The following is a 15,858-nucleotide window of genomic DNA, read 5'->3' as shown; positions in this document are numbered from 1 at the left end:
TTGTCATGCGCCTGGTGCAGCTTTCTCGCCATAATATTGCGTTCCCTTCTCCGGAGGGGGCGCTGCGTGAACCTAACGGATTGCTGGCTTTGGGCGGCGATCTCAGCCCGGCGCGTCTCTTAATGGCTTACCAGCGCGGCATCTTCCCGTGGTTTTCACCCGGCGACCCGATTTTATGGTGGTCTCCGGACCCGCGAGCCGTGCTGTGGCCCGGGCAGTTTCACCTGAGCCGCAGCATGAAACGTTTTCACGCAAATTCGCCCTATCGCGTCACGCTCAATCATGCCTTCGGGCAGGTTATCGAAGGCTGCGCTGAAGATCGTCATGAAGGCACCTGGATAACCCGCGACATCATTATCGCCTACCACCAGCTTCATGAGCTGGGCTACGCGCACTCCATCGAAGTATGGAAAGAGGATAACCTCGTTGGGGGGATGTACGGGGTGGCGCAGGGCACGCTGTTCTGCGGCGAGTCGATGTTCTCCCGCGCCACGAATGCGTCGAAAACCGCGCTGCTGGTTTTTAGCCAGGAATTTGCCCAACGCGGCGGACAACTGATGGATTGTCAGGTGCTGAATGAGCACACCGCCTCGCTCGGCGCGGTTGAAATTTCCCGCCGACGCTATATCGAACACCTTGAACAGTGCCGACTGGAGACTCTTCCGCGCGATTTTTGGGTTCCCAGAATGCTCTTTATGCCCAATGCCTAAATGTTTTCCGCATATTTTTTATGAGGGTGTTATAATTACGCCGCAGAGTAGCTTCTGCCTGTTGCCCCGCCGCCGTTTGGGACCCTCGCTTCAGATAACGTCCTGACGTTTATCCTGTCGTATCCCCTTTACGAATGCGCTTTCCGTTCGGTTGTACCGTGACGCTTGGGCAATACGCTGAAATTGTTTTGCTGCGTTTTAAACGCGCAATTCTTTACTTAATTGATGAATTTCGGCATTATCTTGCCGGTTCAAAACTTGGTAGTGATACCCCAGAGGATTAGATGGCCAAAGAAGACAATATTGAAATGCAGGGTACCGTACTTGATACGTTGCCTAATACCATGTTTCGCGTAGAACTGGAAAACGGTCACGTGGTAACTGCGCACATCTCCGGTAAAATGCGCAAAAACTATATCCGCATTTTGACGGGCGACAAAGTGACTGTTGAACTGACCCCGTACGACCTGAGCAAAGGCCGCATTGTCTTCCGTAGTCGCTAATTGTTTTCGCCTGTAATGGCAGATGAATATTTAAAAGGTCGGGACAATCCCGGCCTTTTTTATTTATGGCCTTAGTGTGGCTGTGTCGGCAGATGTATTGTCATGCACGGGTTCATGGGTACGATTAAATCTTCAGCTATCGCGTGGGTAATGTCATGCAACAGTCCCGTCAGGTGCGGCAACATATCGCGGTCAAAATGCGAAACCAGCAGCACGTGGTTTAACGCCCGGCAGTAGTCACATTTCGTTTCTGTATCTTCCAGCAACCACTCTTTTTGTCGCGGCTTTTCCGCTTCGTCCTCAAATTCCACCACCTGAAAATCACGCATGGATTCTGTGAGGCCGGATTTTACCTCTTCCAGATAAGCTCCGAGACAGCGGCAAACGGGCTGCGTTTGTGGGAGCGAATGACAGTCGAGCAGGATTTCAGTGAGCAGGTTACAGCGTTCGGCAAGAGTTGGGAGATCGGGGTTGAGGGAGAGTTCGGTGTAGAGCTGGGCGAAGCTATTAATATTAGTCATATGTAATCCTTTATGCACGCAAGATTGTCTGTGCACACACTTTCAGGACGCCAATCCCGGCACCCGATTTTGCAGGTGCGACACCATTTTATTACTGTAGATTTATCCAGCAACTGACTTCGAAAGAATCTGGAAAGCGCCTCGCAAAATTCCTCTGCGGCCTGATGCCCTCACCCCAACCCTCTCCCACTGGGAGAGGGAGCAAACAAAAAAAACGGCAACCGAAGTTGCCGTTTTGCTTTTACCTTTCAACTCAGTGAGCCGCTTCCGGCTTGTGCTTCGCCGCACTCTGGAAATCGTACGTCAGTTCGTTCTTCGCCTGATCCAGCGCCACGGTCACCTGGCCGCCGTCAACCAGCGATCCAAACAGCAGTTCGTTCGCCAGCGGTTTCTTCAGGTTGTCCTGAATCACGCGCGCCATCGGACGGGCACCCATCGCACGGTCGTAGCCTTTCTCGGCCAGCCAGTTGCGGGCCTCCTGGCTCACTTCCAGCGACACGCCTTTCTGATCCAGCTGAACCTGCAGCTCGACGATGAACTTATCCACCACCTGATGGATCACCTCGGTAGACAGGTGATCGAACCAGATAATGTTGTCCAGACGGTTACGGAACTCCGGCGTGAAGATCTTCTTGATCTCCTCCATCGCATCGGTGCTGTTATCCTGATGGATCAGGCCGATGGATTTGCGCTCGGTTTCACGTACCCCGGCGTTGGTGGTCATCACCAGCACCACGTTGCGGAAATCGGCCTTGCGCCCGTTGTTATCGGTCAGCGTCCCGTTGTCCATCACCTGCAACAGGATGTTGAACACGTCCGGGTGCGCTTTCTCGATTTCATCGAGCAGCAGGACCGCGTGCGGATGCTTGATCACCGCGTCGGTGAGTAGGCCGCCCTGGTCAAAGCCCACGTAGCCCGGAGGCGCACCAATCAAACGGCTGACGGTGTGACGCTCCATATACTCGGACATATCAAAGCGCAACAGCTCAATGCCCAGCGCTTTGGAGAGCTGCACCGTTACCTCGGTTTTACCCACACCGGTCGGGCCGGCGAACAGGAAGGAACCGACAGGCTTGTGGTCATGCCCCAGGCCAGCACGGGCCATCTTAATCGCTTCGGTTAAGGCCTCAATGGCTTTATCCTGACCAAAGACCAGCATTTTCAGGCGATTGCCGAGGGTGCGCAGCGTATCACGGTCGCTCTGAGAGACGCTCTTCTCAGGGATACGTGCGATACGGGCCACCACGGACTCGATATCCGCTACGTTCACGGTTTTCTTACGCTTGCTCGCTGGCATCAGGCGCGCACGCGCACCCGCTTCATCAATCACGTCGATCGCTTTATCCGGCAGATGACGATCGTTGATGTATTTCACCGCCAGCTCCACCGCCGCACGCACCGCTTTCGCGGTGTAACGCACGTCATGGTGCGCTTCGTACTTGGTTTTCAGGCCGTTGATGATCTGCACCGTTTCGTCAACCGACGGCTCGGTTACGTCGATTTTCTGGAAACGACGCGCCAGCGCACGATCCTTCTCAAAGATGTTGCTGAACTCCTGGTACGTCGTAGAGCCCATCACGCGGATCTTGCCGCTGGAGAGCAGCGGTTTGATCAGGTTGGCGGCATCTACCTGACCACCGGAAGCCGCGCCTGCGCCGATGATGGTGTGGATCTCATCGATAAACAGGATGCTGTTGGTGTCCTGCTCCAGCTGTTTTAACAGCGCTTTGAAACGTTTTTCAAAATCACCGCGGTATTTGGTGCCCGCCAGCAGCGAGCCGATATCCAGCGAGTAGATGGTGCAGTCGGCAATCACTTCCGGCACGTCACCCTGCACAATGCGCCAGGCCAGACCTTCGGCAATCGCGGTTTTACCCACGCCAGATTCCCCCACCAGGAGCGGGTTATTCTTACGGCGACGGCACAGCACCTGGATGGCACGCTCCAGCTCTTTGTCGCGGCCAATCAGCGGGTCGATACCGCCAACGCGAGCAAGCTGGTTAAGGTTGGTGGTGAAGTTTTCCATACGATCCTCCCCGCCTGCTTGCTCTTCATTGCTGTTGATCTGTCCGCTGGGATCCGATGCCTGGTTAGGCTCGTCTTTCCGCGTTCCGTGAGAGATGAAGTTGACCACGTCGAGCCGGCTGACTTCGTGTTTACGCAGCAGGTAGGCCGCCTGGGACTCCTGCTCACTGAAGATGGCGACCAGCACATTGGCGCCCGTCACTTCGCTACGTCCGGAAGACTGGACGTGGAAAACCGCGCGCTGCAGCACGCGCTGGAAGCTGAGCGTCGGCTGTGTGTCGCGCTCTTCTTCACTGGCTGGCAGCACCGGTGTGGTTTGTTCGATGAAGGCTTCGAGTTCCTGACGTAGCGCCACCAGATCCACGGAGCAGGCTTCCAGCGCTTCGCGGGCAGATGGGTTGCTAAGCAGTGCGAGCAGCAAATGCTCGACGGTCATAAACTCATGTCGGTGCTCACGCGCTCTGGCGAAAGCCATGTTTAAACTGAGTTCCAGTTCTTGATTGAGCATAGGCACCTCCCCCAATTTTATGCCTTATCAGGCCTTTTCCAGCGTACACAGCAACGGATGCTCGTTCTCCCTTGCATAGTCGTTCACCATCGCTACTTTGGTTTCCGCTACTTCGGCAGTAAAGATGCCGCAGATCGCTTTGCCACGATAATGAACGGTAAGCATCAGTTGCGTTGCACGTTCAACATCATAAGAAAAGAACTTTTGTAGCACGTCAATAACAAATTCCATCGGCGTGTAATCATCGTTCATTAACATAACTTTATACATAGATGGCGGTTTTAGCGCGTCGCGCACTTTATCTTCCGCCAGCTGGTCAAAATCCAGCCAATCGTTGGTCTTACCCATTATGCATAACCACTTTGAATCTACCTCAGATGTTAGATAACAATCATCTATTACTGTCATCCGCGATGTCTGTCACAAACTGTTGCAATAGCGTTAACTGCCTCAAATTTTGGTTGATTATTGTCCCAACTCCAGCGCCAAACGCTTGACGGCTTCTTCCGTTTCTCTAAATTGTACAAGCGTGAGTTGGCGAGGTTTTGAACAGCCCCCACTCCACCACCGGTTCATTCCATCTTAATTTATAAGATTTACGAAGGATGTCGAAGCATGGAAATGGGTACTGTTAAGTGGTTCAACAACGCCAAGGGGTTTGGCTTCATTTGCCCCGAAGGCGGCGGCGAGGATATCTTCGCTCACTATTCCACCATTCAGATGGATGGTTACAGGACGCTCAAAGCCGGGCAGTCCGTCCGGTTCGATGTACACCAGGGGCCAAAAGGCAATCATGCCAGTCTGATCGTCCCCGTTGAAGCAGAAGCGGTTGCATAGCTCTCTGATTCATTGTGTACACCCTGCAGGCAAAATGCCAGCCCGATCGGCTGGCATTTTTATTTTCGGGTTATTCGCGCGCCAGCGCATCCACCGGATCCAGCCGCGCCGCGTTTCGCGCCGGTAGCCAGCCGAACAGAATACCGGTGAAGGTGGAACATAAAAACGCCGTCAGGATCGCCATCGGCGAGAAGCCAATCTCCCAGCCCGGTAAGAAGAGCTGGAGCGCAAAGGCGATCATCATCGAGAGCGCAATCCCCATCGCACCGCCCACCAGACACACCAGCACCGCTTCAATCAAAAATTGCTGCAGCACGTCGCTGGCTCTGGCTCCGACCGCCATGCGGATGCCGATCTCCCGCGTACGTTCGGTCACCGACACCAGCATAATGTTCATCACCCCTATCCCGCCGACGACCAGCGAAATCACCGCCACCAGCGTCAGGAACAGCTGAAGAGTACGTGTGGTCTTTTCCGCCGTTTTCAAGAGGCCATCCATATTCCAGGTGAAGAAATCCTTTTTCCCGTGGCGCAGGGTTAACAGCCGCTCCAGCTGCTGTTCTGCCAGCCCGCTGTCGTAGCCCTCCTTCACTCGAACGGTAATAGAGTTAAGCCAGGACTGCCCCATGATGCGCCCGGAAATGGTGGTGTACGGCAGCCAGACGCGCAGGATTTTACTGCTGCCGAACATCGACTGCTTCTCTTCCGCCACGCCGATCACCGTCGCTGGCATGTTGCCTACGAGGATCACTTCCCCCACCACATTGGTCTTATTCGGGAACAGCTGCCTGCGGGAGTTAGCGTCTAACACCACCACCTGCGCCCTGCCCGCCAGCTGTTCAGCGTTGAAGGTCGCCCCTTCGCTGAAGGTCATGCCGTAGACGTTGAAGTAATCTCCGCTGACGCCGTTAGCGCTGGCCGCCACGTCGATGTTGCCGTAGCGCAGACGCAGGTTTTGCGAGACGGCAGGCGTGGCGGAGTTCACCCACGGCTGCTTCTGAATAGCCGCCAGATCGTCATACTTCAGCGCCTGCTGATACTGCGGCTCGTCGTCGCCAAAATCTTTGCCGGGATAAACGTCGATGGTGTTAGTCCCGATGGCACGAATATCTGCCAGCACCAGTTGTTTCGCCGCATCGCCCACCACCACAATCGACACCACTGAGGCAATACCAATAATGATGCCAAGCATGGTCAGCAGAGTGCGCATTTTGTTGGCCGCCATCGCCAGCCAGGCCATGGTCAGCGCCTCGCGGAAACCGCTGGAAAACTGGCCCCAGCCGGTTGCGGCTGGCAGCGCCTCTTTCGCCGCCGCCGCTCTGGACTGACGTGGCGGCGGGTTGCTGACCAGCTCGCCGTCGTGGATCTCGATAATGCGTTCCGCCTGCGCTGCCACCTGCGGATCGTGGGTGACGATAATCACCGTATGCCCCTGATCGCGAAGCTGATGCAGGATCGCCATCACCTCTTCACCGGAATGGCTGTCGAGCGCACCGGTTGGCTCATCGGCGAGGATCACCTGCCCACCGTTCATCAGCGCGCGGGCAATACTCACGCGTTGCTGCTGACCGCCGGAAAGCTGCGAAGGCTGATAATCAACACGCTCCGCCAGCCCAAGACGCGTTAACAGCGCCTTCGCGCGTTCGAGGCGTTTTTTGCGCTCGACGCCCGCATACACCGCTGGCACTTCCACATTCTGCGCCGCGCTCAGGTGTGAAAGCAGATGGTAACGCTGGAAGATAAAGCCAAAATGCTCGCGACGCAGCTTCGCCAGCGCGTCGCCGTCCAGGGTGGAAACATCCGTCCCGGCCACGCGATAGGTGCCGCTGGTAGGCTTATCCAGACAGCCGAGAATGTTCATCAGCGTTGATTTACCCGAGCCCGATGCCCCGACAATCGCCACCATTTCACCGGCTTCAACGCGCAGGGAGATGCCTTTCAGCACCTCCACCGGCCCGTCGCCGGACGGATAGCTGCGACGAATGTCATTCAGCTCAAGCAGCGCCGTCATTGCGCGGCTCCAGGCAGGCTTTCGCTGGTGACCACTTCCTCACCCTCTTCCAGCCCTTTTACCACCACCACGTCGGTGTCGTTACGTGCGCCAATCACCACTTCCCGCTCGCGGGTTTCACCGTTGCGCAGCACTTTCACCTTGTAGCGATTGTCCCCGGCGGATTCGCCCAGCGCGGAGAGCGGAACCGTCAGCACGTTTTTCACGCCGGTCAACTGGATATGCACCTGAGCGGTCATGTCCAGACGCAGCACGCCCTGCGGGTTTGGCACCTCAAAACGCGCATAGTAGAAGATGGCGTCGTTGACCTTCTCCGGCGTCGGCAGGATATCTTTCAGCATCCCTTCATAGCGGGTTTGCGGATCGCCCAGCACCGTAAACCAGGCTTTCTGCCCCGGCTTAAGGTGAATGACGTCCGCTTCAGATACCTGGGCTTTCACCAGCATGGTGCTCATATCCGCCAGGGTCAGGATGTTCGGCGCCTGCTGCGCGGCGATGACCGTCTGGCCTTGCAGGGTGGTTATCTGCGTCACTTCCCCGGCCATTGGCGCAACGATTTGCGTGTAATCGAGGTTGGTTTTCGCCGTATCCAGCGAGGCCTGATTCCGCTTGATTTGCGCATCGATGGTGCCAATCTGCGCCTGCTTCACCGCCAGCTCCGTGGCGGCTGTGTCCAGATCCTGTTTCGAGATGGCCTGCGTTTTCGCCAGCGCCTGCTGGCGCGACAGGGTGACCTGAGCGAGATTACGCTCCGCCTGAGCCTGAGCGCGCTGCGCGCGCAACTCCATCAGCGTCGCTTCCACTTCGCGGATCTGGTTTTGCGCCTGCTCAGGATCGATCACGCCCAGCAACTGGCCTTTTTTAACCTTATCGCCAATCTCAACCGACAGGGTTTTAAGCTGACCGCTGACCTGCGCGCCCACGTCAACCTTACGCAGGGCATCCAGCTTCCCCGTCGCCAGCACGTTTTGTTGCAGCTCGCCCGGACGAACAATCAGCGTTTGATACTGTGGTACCGGCGCGTTCAGTACCTTCCATAACCAGAATCCGCCTGCTAACACCACTACCGCCAGCAGCAGAAACAGCTTTCTGCGTTTTCCCTTCAGGTTCATAAATATTCCAAATAATTGTTCTGGCTATCATCACCGTTGATTTTATCTAAACCACTCCTCAACGAAACCCCCGATCCCCGTTATCGTCGGGAATTGTTTACCCGATGTTGATAAAGCGCCTGCTGAAATAGCGAAATTCCACCAGAAGCAGGATCTAACATGTCTTCCATCGTCGATACACCTTATTCAACGCTGTCCCAGCCTAAATCGGGCTGGCAACTGTTTAAAAGCCTGGCATCGGGTTCCCTCACGCCGGGGCTGGCGTGGCAAAATCCGGCCTATCGACGTAAGTTTATGCTGCGCTCGCTGGCAACGCCGTTCACCACTGCGCGCCTGCTCGGAAACCTTGCAAAACAGCCCCGTCTGATGCAGATCCTGCGCGTGCAGCCCGGCCTGCCGTGCCGCCTGCACCGACCGTGGCTGACCGTCAATATGGGCCGTCAGAATACGCTGGACGCATTGGACAATCACTATCAGATGATGAGCCGCCATCTTCCGGCGTCACTGCTGAACGGCTACCTTTCCAGCCAGGGCATCACGCTGGTGACGTTAACGGGCAAAGAGGAGCAGCAGTTTAGCGTTCGCCTGAGCGCGGATGCGTTTCTGGACAAAGAAGGGGAAGCGACCCTCACTTTTTGCGACCACCAGAACACGGTGCTGGCCGAGCTGACCTTTACGCTGTGCAAATACCAGGGCAAGTCAACGCTCTTCATCGGCGGAATGCAGGGGGCGAAAGCGCATGTCCCGCACGAGCACATTCAGCTGGCGACCAAAGCCTGTCACGGACTGTTCCCAAAACGTCTGCTGGTTGAAGCGGTCATGACGCTGGCAGGCGCCTTCCCCGTCGAGCAGATCCTCGCGGTGAGTAACGCCACCCACATCTACCGCAGCTGGCGCTATCGCAAGAAAAAAGAGGGAAAATTGCTGGCTGACTATGACAGCTTCTGGCGCTCCCTTGGCGGACAGCAGCAGGAGAACGGCAACTTTGCCCTGCCACTGACCATGCCACGCAAACCGATGGAAGAGATTGCGAGTAAAAAACGGTCCGAGTACCGCCGCCGCTATATCCTGCTTGATAGCCTGCATCAACAGGTATCGCAGGCGACTGCCCGTTAATCGGCTCTCCCGCGTGCCAGCCAGAGGACGCGGGAGAACATTTTACGCAGCAGCGTGGGCACCGACTCTACGCCCCGCCTGCCCGCTTCCGTCGCGACTTCAATGGCCAAATCCGGTTTTGACGACCGATGGATAGCTTTGGCAATCACCCGACGCATATTCATGGGCACATCCACCGGGATCATCGCCACGCGGTGAAAGACGTCGTCAAATCCCTGGCGGTACATAAAGTGCTCCATGTCCATCGCGGGCAGCGTGGTCAGATGTTCCCGCTCCTCTTCACGATCGTTATTGAGCAGGCTACGCACGGTCGCCGCATATTTTTTACCCGCCTCATCGCCATCCACCAGCACGTGCCACTCTATCCCCATCCGGCGCGCAAATTTGATCAGCGGCTTTAAGCCAGACTGAGCAAATTCGATCACTTTGATCCCTTCGGCATCAAAGTGGTGCCCGCACTGGCGCGCCAGCTCGTTTATCACCCAGGTTTCAGTTTCCCCTTCCACCAGCAACCAGCAGCGGGCAAACAGGGAAGAGGCTCGGTTAAAACGGATATGAAACGCAATGCGTCGGCCATCTTCGGCATTTAACCCGCCGGGCCCGAGCCGGTAGGCGGTGACCCGCGAGGATTCACGCACCAGGCGGCAGACATACTCCACCGGCGTCAGGGAGAGCAGCTCGCCGGAATTCGTGGTGGTGACACGCTGCAACGGCAGCAGATTAAGAAGATGCCACGCCACGGAAAGCATAATCGGGTGCAGCCGCGTTTCCGGATCTTCCACCAGCAGCAGCGGGCGCGCGTCCCGATCCAGGCGCACCGTCCCTTTCGCCTGTAAAAGCGTGGAGAATAATCCCAGCAGGATCACCCGATGCGTGCGCCCGCTGGGGCGGTCGATCATGCGGTTGATAATATCGAGATAGCGCCAGCTTCGTTGCTCGTCGTGCGAGCGGCGGCGCATCAGGCGGTGGCGCGCCTGCCCCGTTCCCTGCTCAGAGAAGTAGTGCTCCAGCAGTTGGACCATGGCAGACAGCCCCTGACGGATCTGGCCGTCGGTGAGGTTCTGCGGCCGCGAGACCAGTTCACGGGCGAGGAAATCCAGCTCGCGGGCGGTTACTTCCACCTCGGGCATATTCGGCACGGTGCCGTTACGGATCCGCCGCATAAAGCGCGCGTCTCGTAAGCGCAACACGGGGGAGAGGCGGATAAGATGGCGGGCAAGCTCGTCAATATTATCGAGCGGGATCGGATTCCCCTTCTCATCAAGAAATTCACGCAGGGTTAATACCCCGTCGTTTTGCGCCATTTCGCCCTCAAGGCGATAGAAAATACGCTGGAACCCATCTTCACAGGGCACCCAGCAGGGCGACATAGGGCGAAAACGACGCACGCGATGGCGTCCGGGCTCGGATTCGCGGAAGGTCAGAATGATATGCAGGTGTTTCTCGCGCCCATTGACATCCCCCGGCGGAAACCAGAAGTCATCATGGACAAAGTGGTACAAGTTCTCTTCGGGCGAAAGCAGCAGCGTCAGGGCATCCAGCAGGCTGGATTTACCCCAGGCGTTTTCGCCTATCAGGACGTTGTTCTGTTCCAGTTGCAGCGACAGGCGGTTAATCCCGCGAAACCCGACAATCTCCACACGTTCGAGTAGCATACATCCCCCGCATTTCGGCCACTTTTTCCTTCAAGTTATCAGCAGTATAGCGGCAGGCTGTAGGTCACGACAGCAGAATATACGCCCCCTTAATAATTGGGCTATGCTCTAATTACCTCCGTTCTGAACAAGGATTGACATCACATTGCCTTAAATCAAATTTAGTGAATTTATTTGAGTGGCGAAGGGATGTTGATGGTTTCAAAATACTGGCTCTTTGAGTCGTCATCCCTTTATGGCGATATAACCCGCGCGCAGGAATGGGCGCGGACGTTTATTATTGAGGTGGTTATGTTCAGAAAATTAGCGGCAGAATGCTTTGGTACATTCTGGCTGGTGTTTGGTGGCTGCGGTAGCGCAGTACTCGCAGCCGCATTTCCGGAATTAGGTATTGGATTTGTCGGCGTCGCGCTGGCATTCGGTTTAACAGTATTAACCATGGCATTCGCCGTGGGGCATATTTCCGGCGGTCATTTCAACCCGGCCGTCACGTTAGGTTTATGGGCGGGCGGACGTTTCCCGGCGAAAGATATTATTGGCTATATTATTGCCCAGGTTATTGGCGGTATTATTGCCGCGGCGGTGTTGTACGTCATTGCCAGCGGGAAAGCCGGGTTTGACGCCGCGGCCAGCGGATTTGCGTCAAACGGCTTCGGCGAACACTCTCCAGGCGGCTACTCAATGCTGTCTGCTATCGTGATTGAAATTGTGCTCACCGCAGGTTTCCTGTTGGTGATCCACGGCGCAACGGACAAATACGCGCCTGCGGGCTTTGCCCCCATTGCTATTGGTCTGGCGCTGACGCTTATCCACCTGATCTCCATCCCGGTGACCAATACCTCCGTTAACCCGGCACGCAGTACCGCGGTGGCTATTTTCCAGGGCGGCTGGGCGCTTGAACAGCTGTGGCTGTTCTGGGTGATGCCAATTATTGGCGGTATTCTGGGCGGCGTGCTGTATCGCACCCTGCTGGAAAAACGCGATTAATTAAGTGCGGCCTGTAATGTCGGGTGGCGATAAAGCTTACCCGACCTACGTGGGTGTGCACTTTGTAGGCCGGGTAAGGCGTAGCTGCCACCCGGCTTTTTTTGTAGCTTTACCTCACAGCCTTTATTGGGTAGTGTCTCTGGCGCTTAAATGATACTCAAAAGGACCGGCTGTTCATGTTCTCAGGACTCCTCATCATTCTTCTGCCCCTGATTGTGGGCTATCTTATTCCGCTGCGTCATGAATCGGCCTTAAAGCTTATTAATCGTTTTCTCAGCTGGATTGTTTACGTCATTCTGTTCTTTATGGGGATCAGCCTGGCCTTCCTGGATAATCTGGCGACGAACTTGCTTTCCATCCTGCATTATTCTGCGGTTACGGTAGTGGTTATTCTGCTGTGCAATATTGCCGCGCTGTTCTGGCTGGAACGCACTATTCCCTGGAAAAATCACCACCATCAGGAAAAGCTTCCCTCCCGAATTGCGATGGCGCTGGAATCATTAAAGCTGTGCGGCGTGGTGGTGCTCGGTTTTTTACTGGGGCTAACCGGATGGGCTTTTTTACAGCACGCTACGGAAGCCAGCGAATATACGCTGATTTTCCTGCTCTTCCTGATCGGTATTCAGTTGCGAAATAATGGCATGACGCTGAAGCAGATTGTCCTGAACCGCCGGGGCATGATGGTTGCCGTTATCGTTGTGGCCAGCTCAATGGCGGGGGGAGTGATTAACGCCTTTATTCTCGATCTGCCGCTGAAAACCAGCCTGGCGATGGCATCCGGTTTTGGCTGGTATTCGCTGTCCGGTATTCTGCTGACCGAATCGTTTGGTCCGGTGATCGGCAGCGCCGCCTTCTTTAACGATCTGGCGCGCGAGCTGATAGCCATCATGCTGATCCCCGGCCTGGTACGCCGCAGCCGCTCTACCGCGCTGGGCCTGTGCGGGGCCACCTCAATGGACTTTACCCTGCCGGTGTTACAGCGCTCGGGAGGTCTGGAGATGGTTCCTGCCGCTATTGTACACGGCTTTATTATGAGCCTGCTGGTCCCCATTCTGATGGCGTTCTTCTCAGCCTGATACTGCTTTGGCGGTAGTGAACCTGCCGCCAAAATTGCGCTAAATCAATAACCCTCCACTTAGTATAAGAAAGCACTTTTCTCCGTTGTGGCACAGGCATAACCTTAAACATGTATCTCAAATATAACTTTAACAGGTGTGATTATGTTTTGTGTGCAATGTGAACAAACCATCCGTACCCCGGCAGGCAACGGCTGCTCTTACGCGCAGGGTATGTGCGGCAAAACCGCAGAAACGTCCGATCTCCAGGACCTGCTGATTGCGGCGCTGCAAGGCTTATCCGCCTGGGCCTTCAAGGCCCGTGAATATGGCCTTGTCGATCACTATGTCGACAGCTTTGCGCCGCGCGCATTTTTCTCCACGCTGACTAACGTTAACTTCGATTCACCACGCATTGTGGGCTATGCCCGCGAAGCGATTGCCCTGCGTGAAGCCCTGAAAGCGCAATGCCTGAATGCCGACGCCAGCGCCCGCGTGGACAACCCGATGGCGGAACTACAGCTGGTGAGCGACGACCTGGGCGAGCTACAGCGTCAGGCCGCCGAATTTACTCCCAATAAAGACAAAGCGGCGATTGGCGAGAACATCCTCGGCCTGCGCCTGCTGTGCCTGTACGGTCTGAAAGGTGCTGCGGCGTATATGGAGCACGCGCACGTACTCGGCCAGTACGACAACGACATTTATGCCCAGTACCACAAAATCATGGCATGGCTGGGCACCTGGCCTTCCGACATGAACGCCCTGCTGGAATGCTCGATGGAAATCGGCCAGATGAACTTCAAAGTGATGAGCATTCTGGATGCCGGTGAAACCAGCACCTACGGTCACCCAACGCCGACGCAGGTCAACGTCAAAGCGACCGAAGGTAAATGCATCCTGATCTCCGGCCACGACCTGAAAGATCTCTACAACCTGCTGAAGCAGACCGAAGGCACCGGCGTTAACGTTTATACCCACGGCGAAATGCTCCCCGCGCACGGCTACCCGGAACTGCGTAAATTTAAGCATCTGATCGGTAACTACGGCAGCGGCTGGCAGAACCAGCAGGTGGAGTTCGCCCGCTTCCCTGGCCCAATCGTCATGACCTCTAACTGCATCATCGACCCTACCGTGGGCGCGTATGACGACCGTATCTGGACCCGCAGCATCGTCGGCTGGCCGGGCGTGAGCCACCTTGAAGGCGATGATTTCGGTCCGGTTATCGCACAGGCGCAGCAGATGGCAGGCTTCCCGTACAGCGAAATTCCGCACCTCATCACCGTCGGTTTTGGCCGTGAGACCCTGCTGGGTGCGGCGGATTCCCTGATTGACCTCGTCAGCCGTGAGAAACTGCGTCACATCTTCCTGATCGGCGGCTGTGACGGCGCGCGCGGGGAACGTAACTATTTCACCGATTTCGCCACCCGCGTTCCGGAAGACTGTCTGATCCTGACCCTGGCCTGCGGTAAATACCGTTTCAACAAGCTGGACTTCGGCAACATCGAAGGTCTGCCACGCCTGGTGGATGCTGGTCAGTGTAACGATGCGTATTCAGCCATCATTCTGGCGGTCACGCTGGCAGAGAAACTGGGCTGCGGCGTGAACGATCTGCCGCTGTCGCTGGTGCTCTCCTGGTTCGAGCAGAAAGCGATCGTTATTCTGTTGACCCTGCTCTCTCTCGGCGTGACCAACATCGTCACCGGGCCGACCGCGCCAGGCTTCCTGACGCCGGACCTGCTGGCCATCCTGAACGAGAAATTTGGTCTGCGTTCCGTGACCAACGTTGAAGATGATATGAAGCAACTGCTGAGCGCGTAAGGAGTAACTCATGACCATGCCAACCTCACAATGTCCGTGGCGGATGCAGGTTCATCACATCCAACAGGAGACGCCGGATGTGTGGACACTGTCGCTGCTGTGCCATGACTACTACCCGTACCGCGCAGGTCAGTATGCGCTGGTGAGTGTGCGTAATTCGGCGGATACCCTGCGCGCCTACACGATCTCCTCCACGCCGGGCGTGAGCGAATACATAACGCTCACCGTCCGTCGTATTGATGACGGCGCAGGCTCCCGGTGGCTGACCCGTGACGTGAAGCGCGGGGATTACATCTGGCTGTCTGACGCGCAGGGCGAGTTCACCTGTGACGACAAGAAGGAAGACAAATTCCTGCTTCTGGCGGCAGGCTGTGGCGTAACGCCGATTATGTCGATGCGCCGCTGGCTGGCGAAATACCGTCCTCAGGCCGACGTGCAGGTGATCTTTAGCGTGCGTTCCCCGGAAGATGTGATTTTTGCCGAGGAATGGCGAAATTATCCGGTGACCCTGGTGGCTGAGCACAACGCGACGCACGGTTTTGTCGCGGGGCGTCTGAGCCGCGAAATGTTGCAAAGCGTGCCGGACATTGCGGATCGTACCGTGATGACCTGCGGCCCGGCGCCGTACATGGAGATCGTGGAGAAAGAAGTGAACGCGCTCGGCGTGACCCGCTTCTTTAAAGAGCAGTTCTTCACGCCTGTAGCGGCAGCGGCGACCAGCGGGATGAAGTTCACGAAGCTGCAACCGGCGCAGACCTTCTTTGGTCGCGTGGGCACCACGCTGCTTGAAGCGCTCGAAAGCAATAACGTGCCGGTAGCGGCAGCCTGTCGCGCGGGTGTGTGCGGCTGCTGTAAGACGAAGGTGGTTTCCGGTGAATACACCGTCACCAGCACCATGACGCTGACCGATGCGGAAATTGCAGAGGGTTACGTGTTGGCGTGTTCATGCCATCCGCAGGGGGACCTGGTGCTGGCATAATCTGGCGCAGTGCCCCCATTT

At 56.3% G+C, this 15,858-nt stretch carries 14 protein-coding genes; 8 read left to right on the top strand and 6 right to left on the bottom strand.

Translation table 11 applies throughout. From position 1 onward, the window contains the following. The first annotated feature begins 5 nt into the window (after positions 1-5). Both aat and infA read left to right on the top strand, forming a co-directional pair. Complete coding sequence (gene aat / locus ACOT1A_RS11290) at positions 6-710, top strand: leucyl/phenylalanyl-tRNA--protein transferase (RefSeq protein WP_058676868.1); 705 nt, start codon at positions 6-8, stop codon at positions 708-710. A 284-nt stretch (positions 711-994) separates the two neighbouring features. Beyond that, entirely contained in the window at positions 995-1,213 is a 219-nt protein-coding gene (gene infA, locus ACOT1A_RS11285) for a translation initiation factor IF-1 (protein ID WP_002211347.1), read from the top strand. 71 nt (positions 1,214-1,284) lie between these two features. On the opposite strand, the gene ACOT1A_RS11280 is transcribed toward infA, so the two are convergent. The 3 genes from ACOT1A_RS11280 to clpS all read right to left on the bottom strand — a co-directional run bounded on the left by ACOT1A_RS11280 (position 1,285) and on the right by clpS (position 4,615). Then, positions 1,285-1,734: a hypothetical protein gene (locus ACOT1A_RS11280; RefSeq protein ID WP_105322600.1), complete on the bottom strand. Its 450-nt coding sequence runs from the start codon at positions 1,732-1,734 to the stop codon at positions 1,285-1,287. Positions 1,735-1,987: 253 nt separating this feature from the next. Then, positions 1,988-4,267 carry an ATP-dependent Clp protease ATP-binding subunit ClpA gene (gene clpA / locus ACOT1A_RS11275; protein ID WP_022647611.1) on the bottom strand — a complete coding sequence of 760 codons (2,280 nt, stop codon included), beginning with the start codon at positions 4,265-4,267 and terminating at the stop codon, positions 1,988-1,990. A 27-nt stretch (positions 4,268-4,294) separates the two neighbouring features. Then, positions 4,295-4,615: an ATP-dependent Clp protease adapter ClpS gene (gene clpS, locus ACOT1A_RS11270; protein ID WP_006174393.1), complete on the bottom strand. Its 321-nt coding sequence runs from the start codon at positions 4,613-4,615 to the stop codon at positions 4,295-4,297. 267 nt (positions 4,616-4,882) lie between these two features. Between clpS and cspD the strand changes: the two genes are divergently transcribed. Then, a complete protein-coding gene (gene cspD / locus ACOT1A_RS11265) occupies positions 4,883-5,104 on the top strand; it encodes a cold shock-like protein CspD (RefSeq protein ID WP_006174390.1) in 222 nt (73 codons plus the stop codon). Between the two features lie 70 nt (positions 5,105-5,174). Here the strand turns inward: cspD and macB are convergent, their stop codons facing one another. Both macB and macA read right to left on the bottom strand, forming a co-directional pair. Next, positions 5,175-7,115 carry a macrolide ABC transporter ATP-binding protein/permease MacB gene (gene macB, locus ACOT1A_RS11260; protein WP_023305795.1) on the bottom strand — a complete coding sequence of 647 codons (1,941 nt, stop codon included), beginning with the start codon at positions 7,113-7,115 and terminating at the stop codon, positions 5,175-5,177. Continuing rightward, on the bottom strand, positions 7,112-8,227 hold the full coding sequence (macA, locus tag ACOT1A_RS11255) for a macrolide transporter subunit MacA (RefSeq protein WP_023305794.1): 1,116 nt from the start codon (positions 8,225-8,227) through the stop codon (positions 7,112-7,114). The genes macB and macA overlap by 4 nt, the downstream gene beginning before the upstream one ends. Positions 8,228-8,386: 159 nt before the next feature. On the opposite strand from macA, the gene ACOT1A_RS11250 reads away from it, so the two are divergent. Next, complete coding sequence (locus ACOT1A_RS11250) at positions 8,387-9,343, top strand: VirK/YbjX family protein (protein ID WP_038415768.1); 957 nt, start codon at positions 8,387-8,389, stop codon at positions 9,341-9,343. Here ACOT1A_RS11250 and ACOT1A_RS11245 read toward each other — a convergent pair. After that, on the bottom strand, positions 9,340-10,998 hold the full coding sequence (locus ACOT1A_RS11245; protein WP_023299709.1) for an ATP-dependent endonuclease: 1,659 nt from the start codon (positions 10,996-10,998) through the stop codon (positions 9,340-9,342). The genes ACOT1A_RS11250 and ACOT1A_RS11245 overlap by 4 nt on opposite strands. A gap of 291 nt (positions 10,999-11,289) precedes the next feature. On the opposite strand from ACOT1A_RS11245, the gene aqpZ reads away from it, so the two are divergent. The 4 genes from aqpZ to hcr all read left to right on the top strand — a co-directional run bounded on the left by aqpZ (position 11,290) and on the right by hcr (position 15,837). Further along, a complete protein-coding gene (gene aqpZ, locus ACOT1A_RS11240; RefSeq protein WP_026080729.1) occupies positions 11,290-11,985 on the top strand; it encodes an aquaporin Z in 696 nt (231 codons plus the stop codon). Between the two features lie 176 nt (positions 11,986-12,161). Continuing rightward, positions 12,162-13,061, top strand: a complete 900-nt coding sequence (locus ACOT1A_RS11235) for a lysine exporter LysO family protein (RefSeq protein ID WP_368958448.1) — start codon at positions 12,162-12,164, stop codon at positions 13,059-13,061. Between the two features lie 144 nt (positions 13,062-13,205). Further along, positions 13,206-14,858, top strand: coding sequence for a hydroxylamine reductase (hcp, locus tag ACOT1A_RS11230; protein ID WP_023299708.1), 1,653 nt, complete (start codon positions 13,206-13,208; stop codon positions 14,856-14,858). Positions 14,859-14,868: 10 nt separating this feature from the next. Further along, entirely contained in the window at positions 14,869-15,837 is a 969-nt protein-coding gene (gene hcr / locus ACOT1A_RS11225) for an NADH oxidoreductase (RefSeq protein WP_058646183.1), read from the top strand. Positions 15,838-15,858: the final 21 nt, after the last annotated feature.

This window comes from Enterobacter cloacae complex sp. SYL003, assembly GCF_049236925.1.
Taxonomy (GTDB): Bacteria; Pseudomonadota; Gammaproteobacteria; order Enterobacterales; family Enterobacteriaceae; genus Enterobacter; species Enterobacter intestinihominis.
This window is presented reverse-complemented; position numbering and strand designations above follow the sequence as displayed.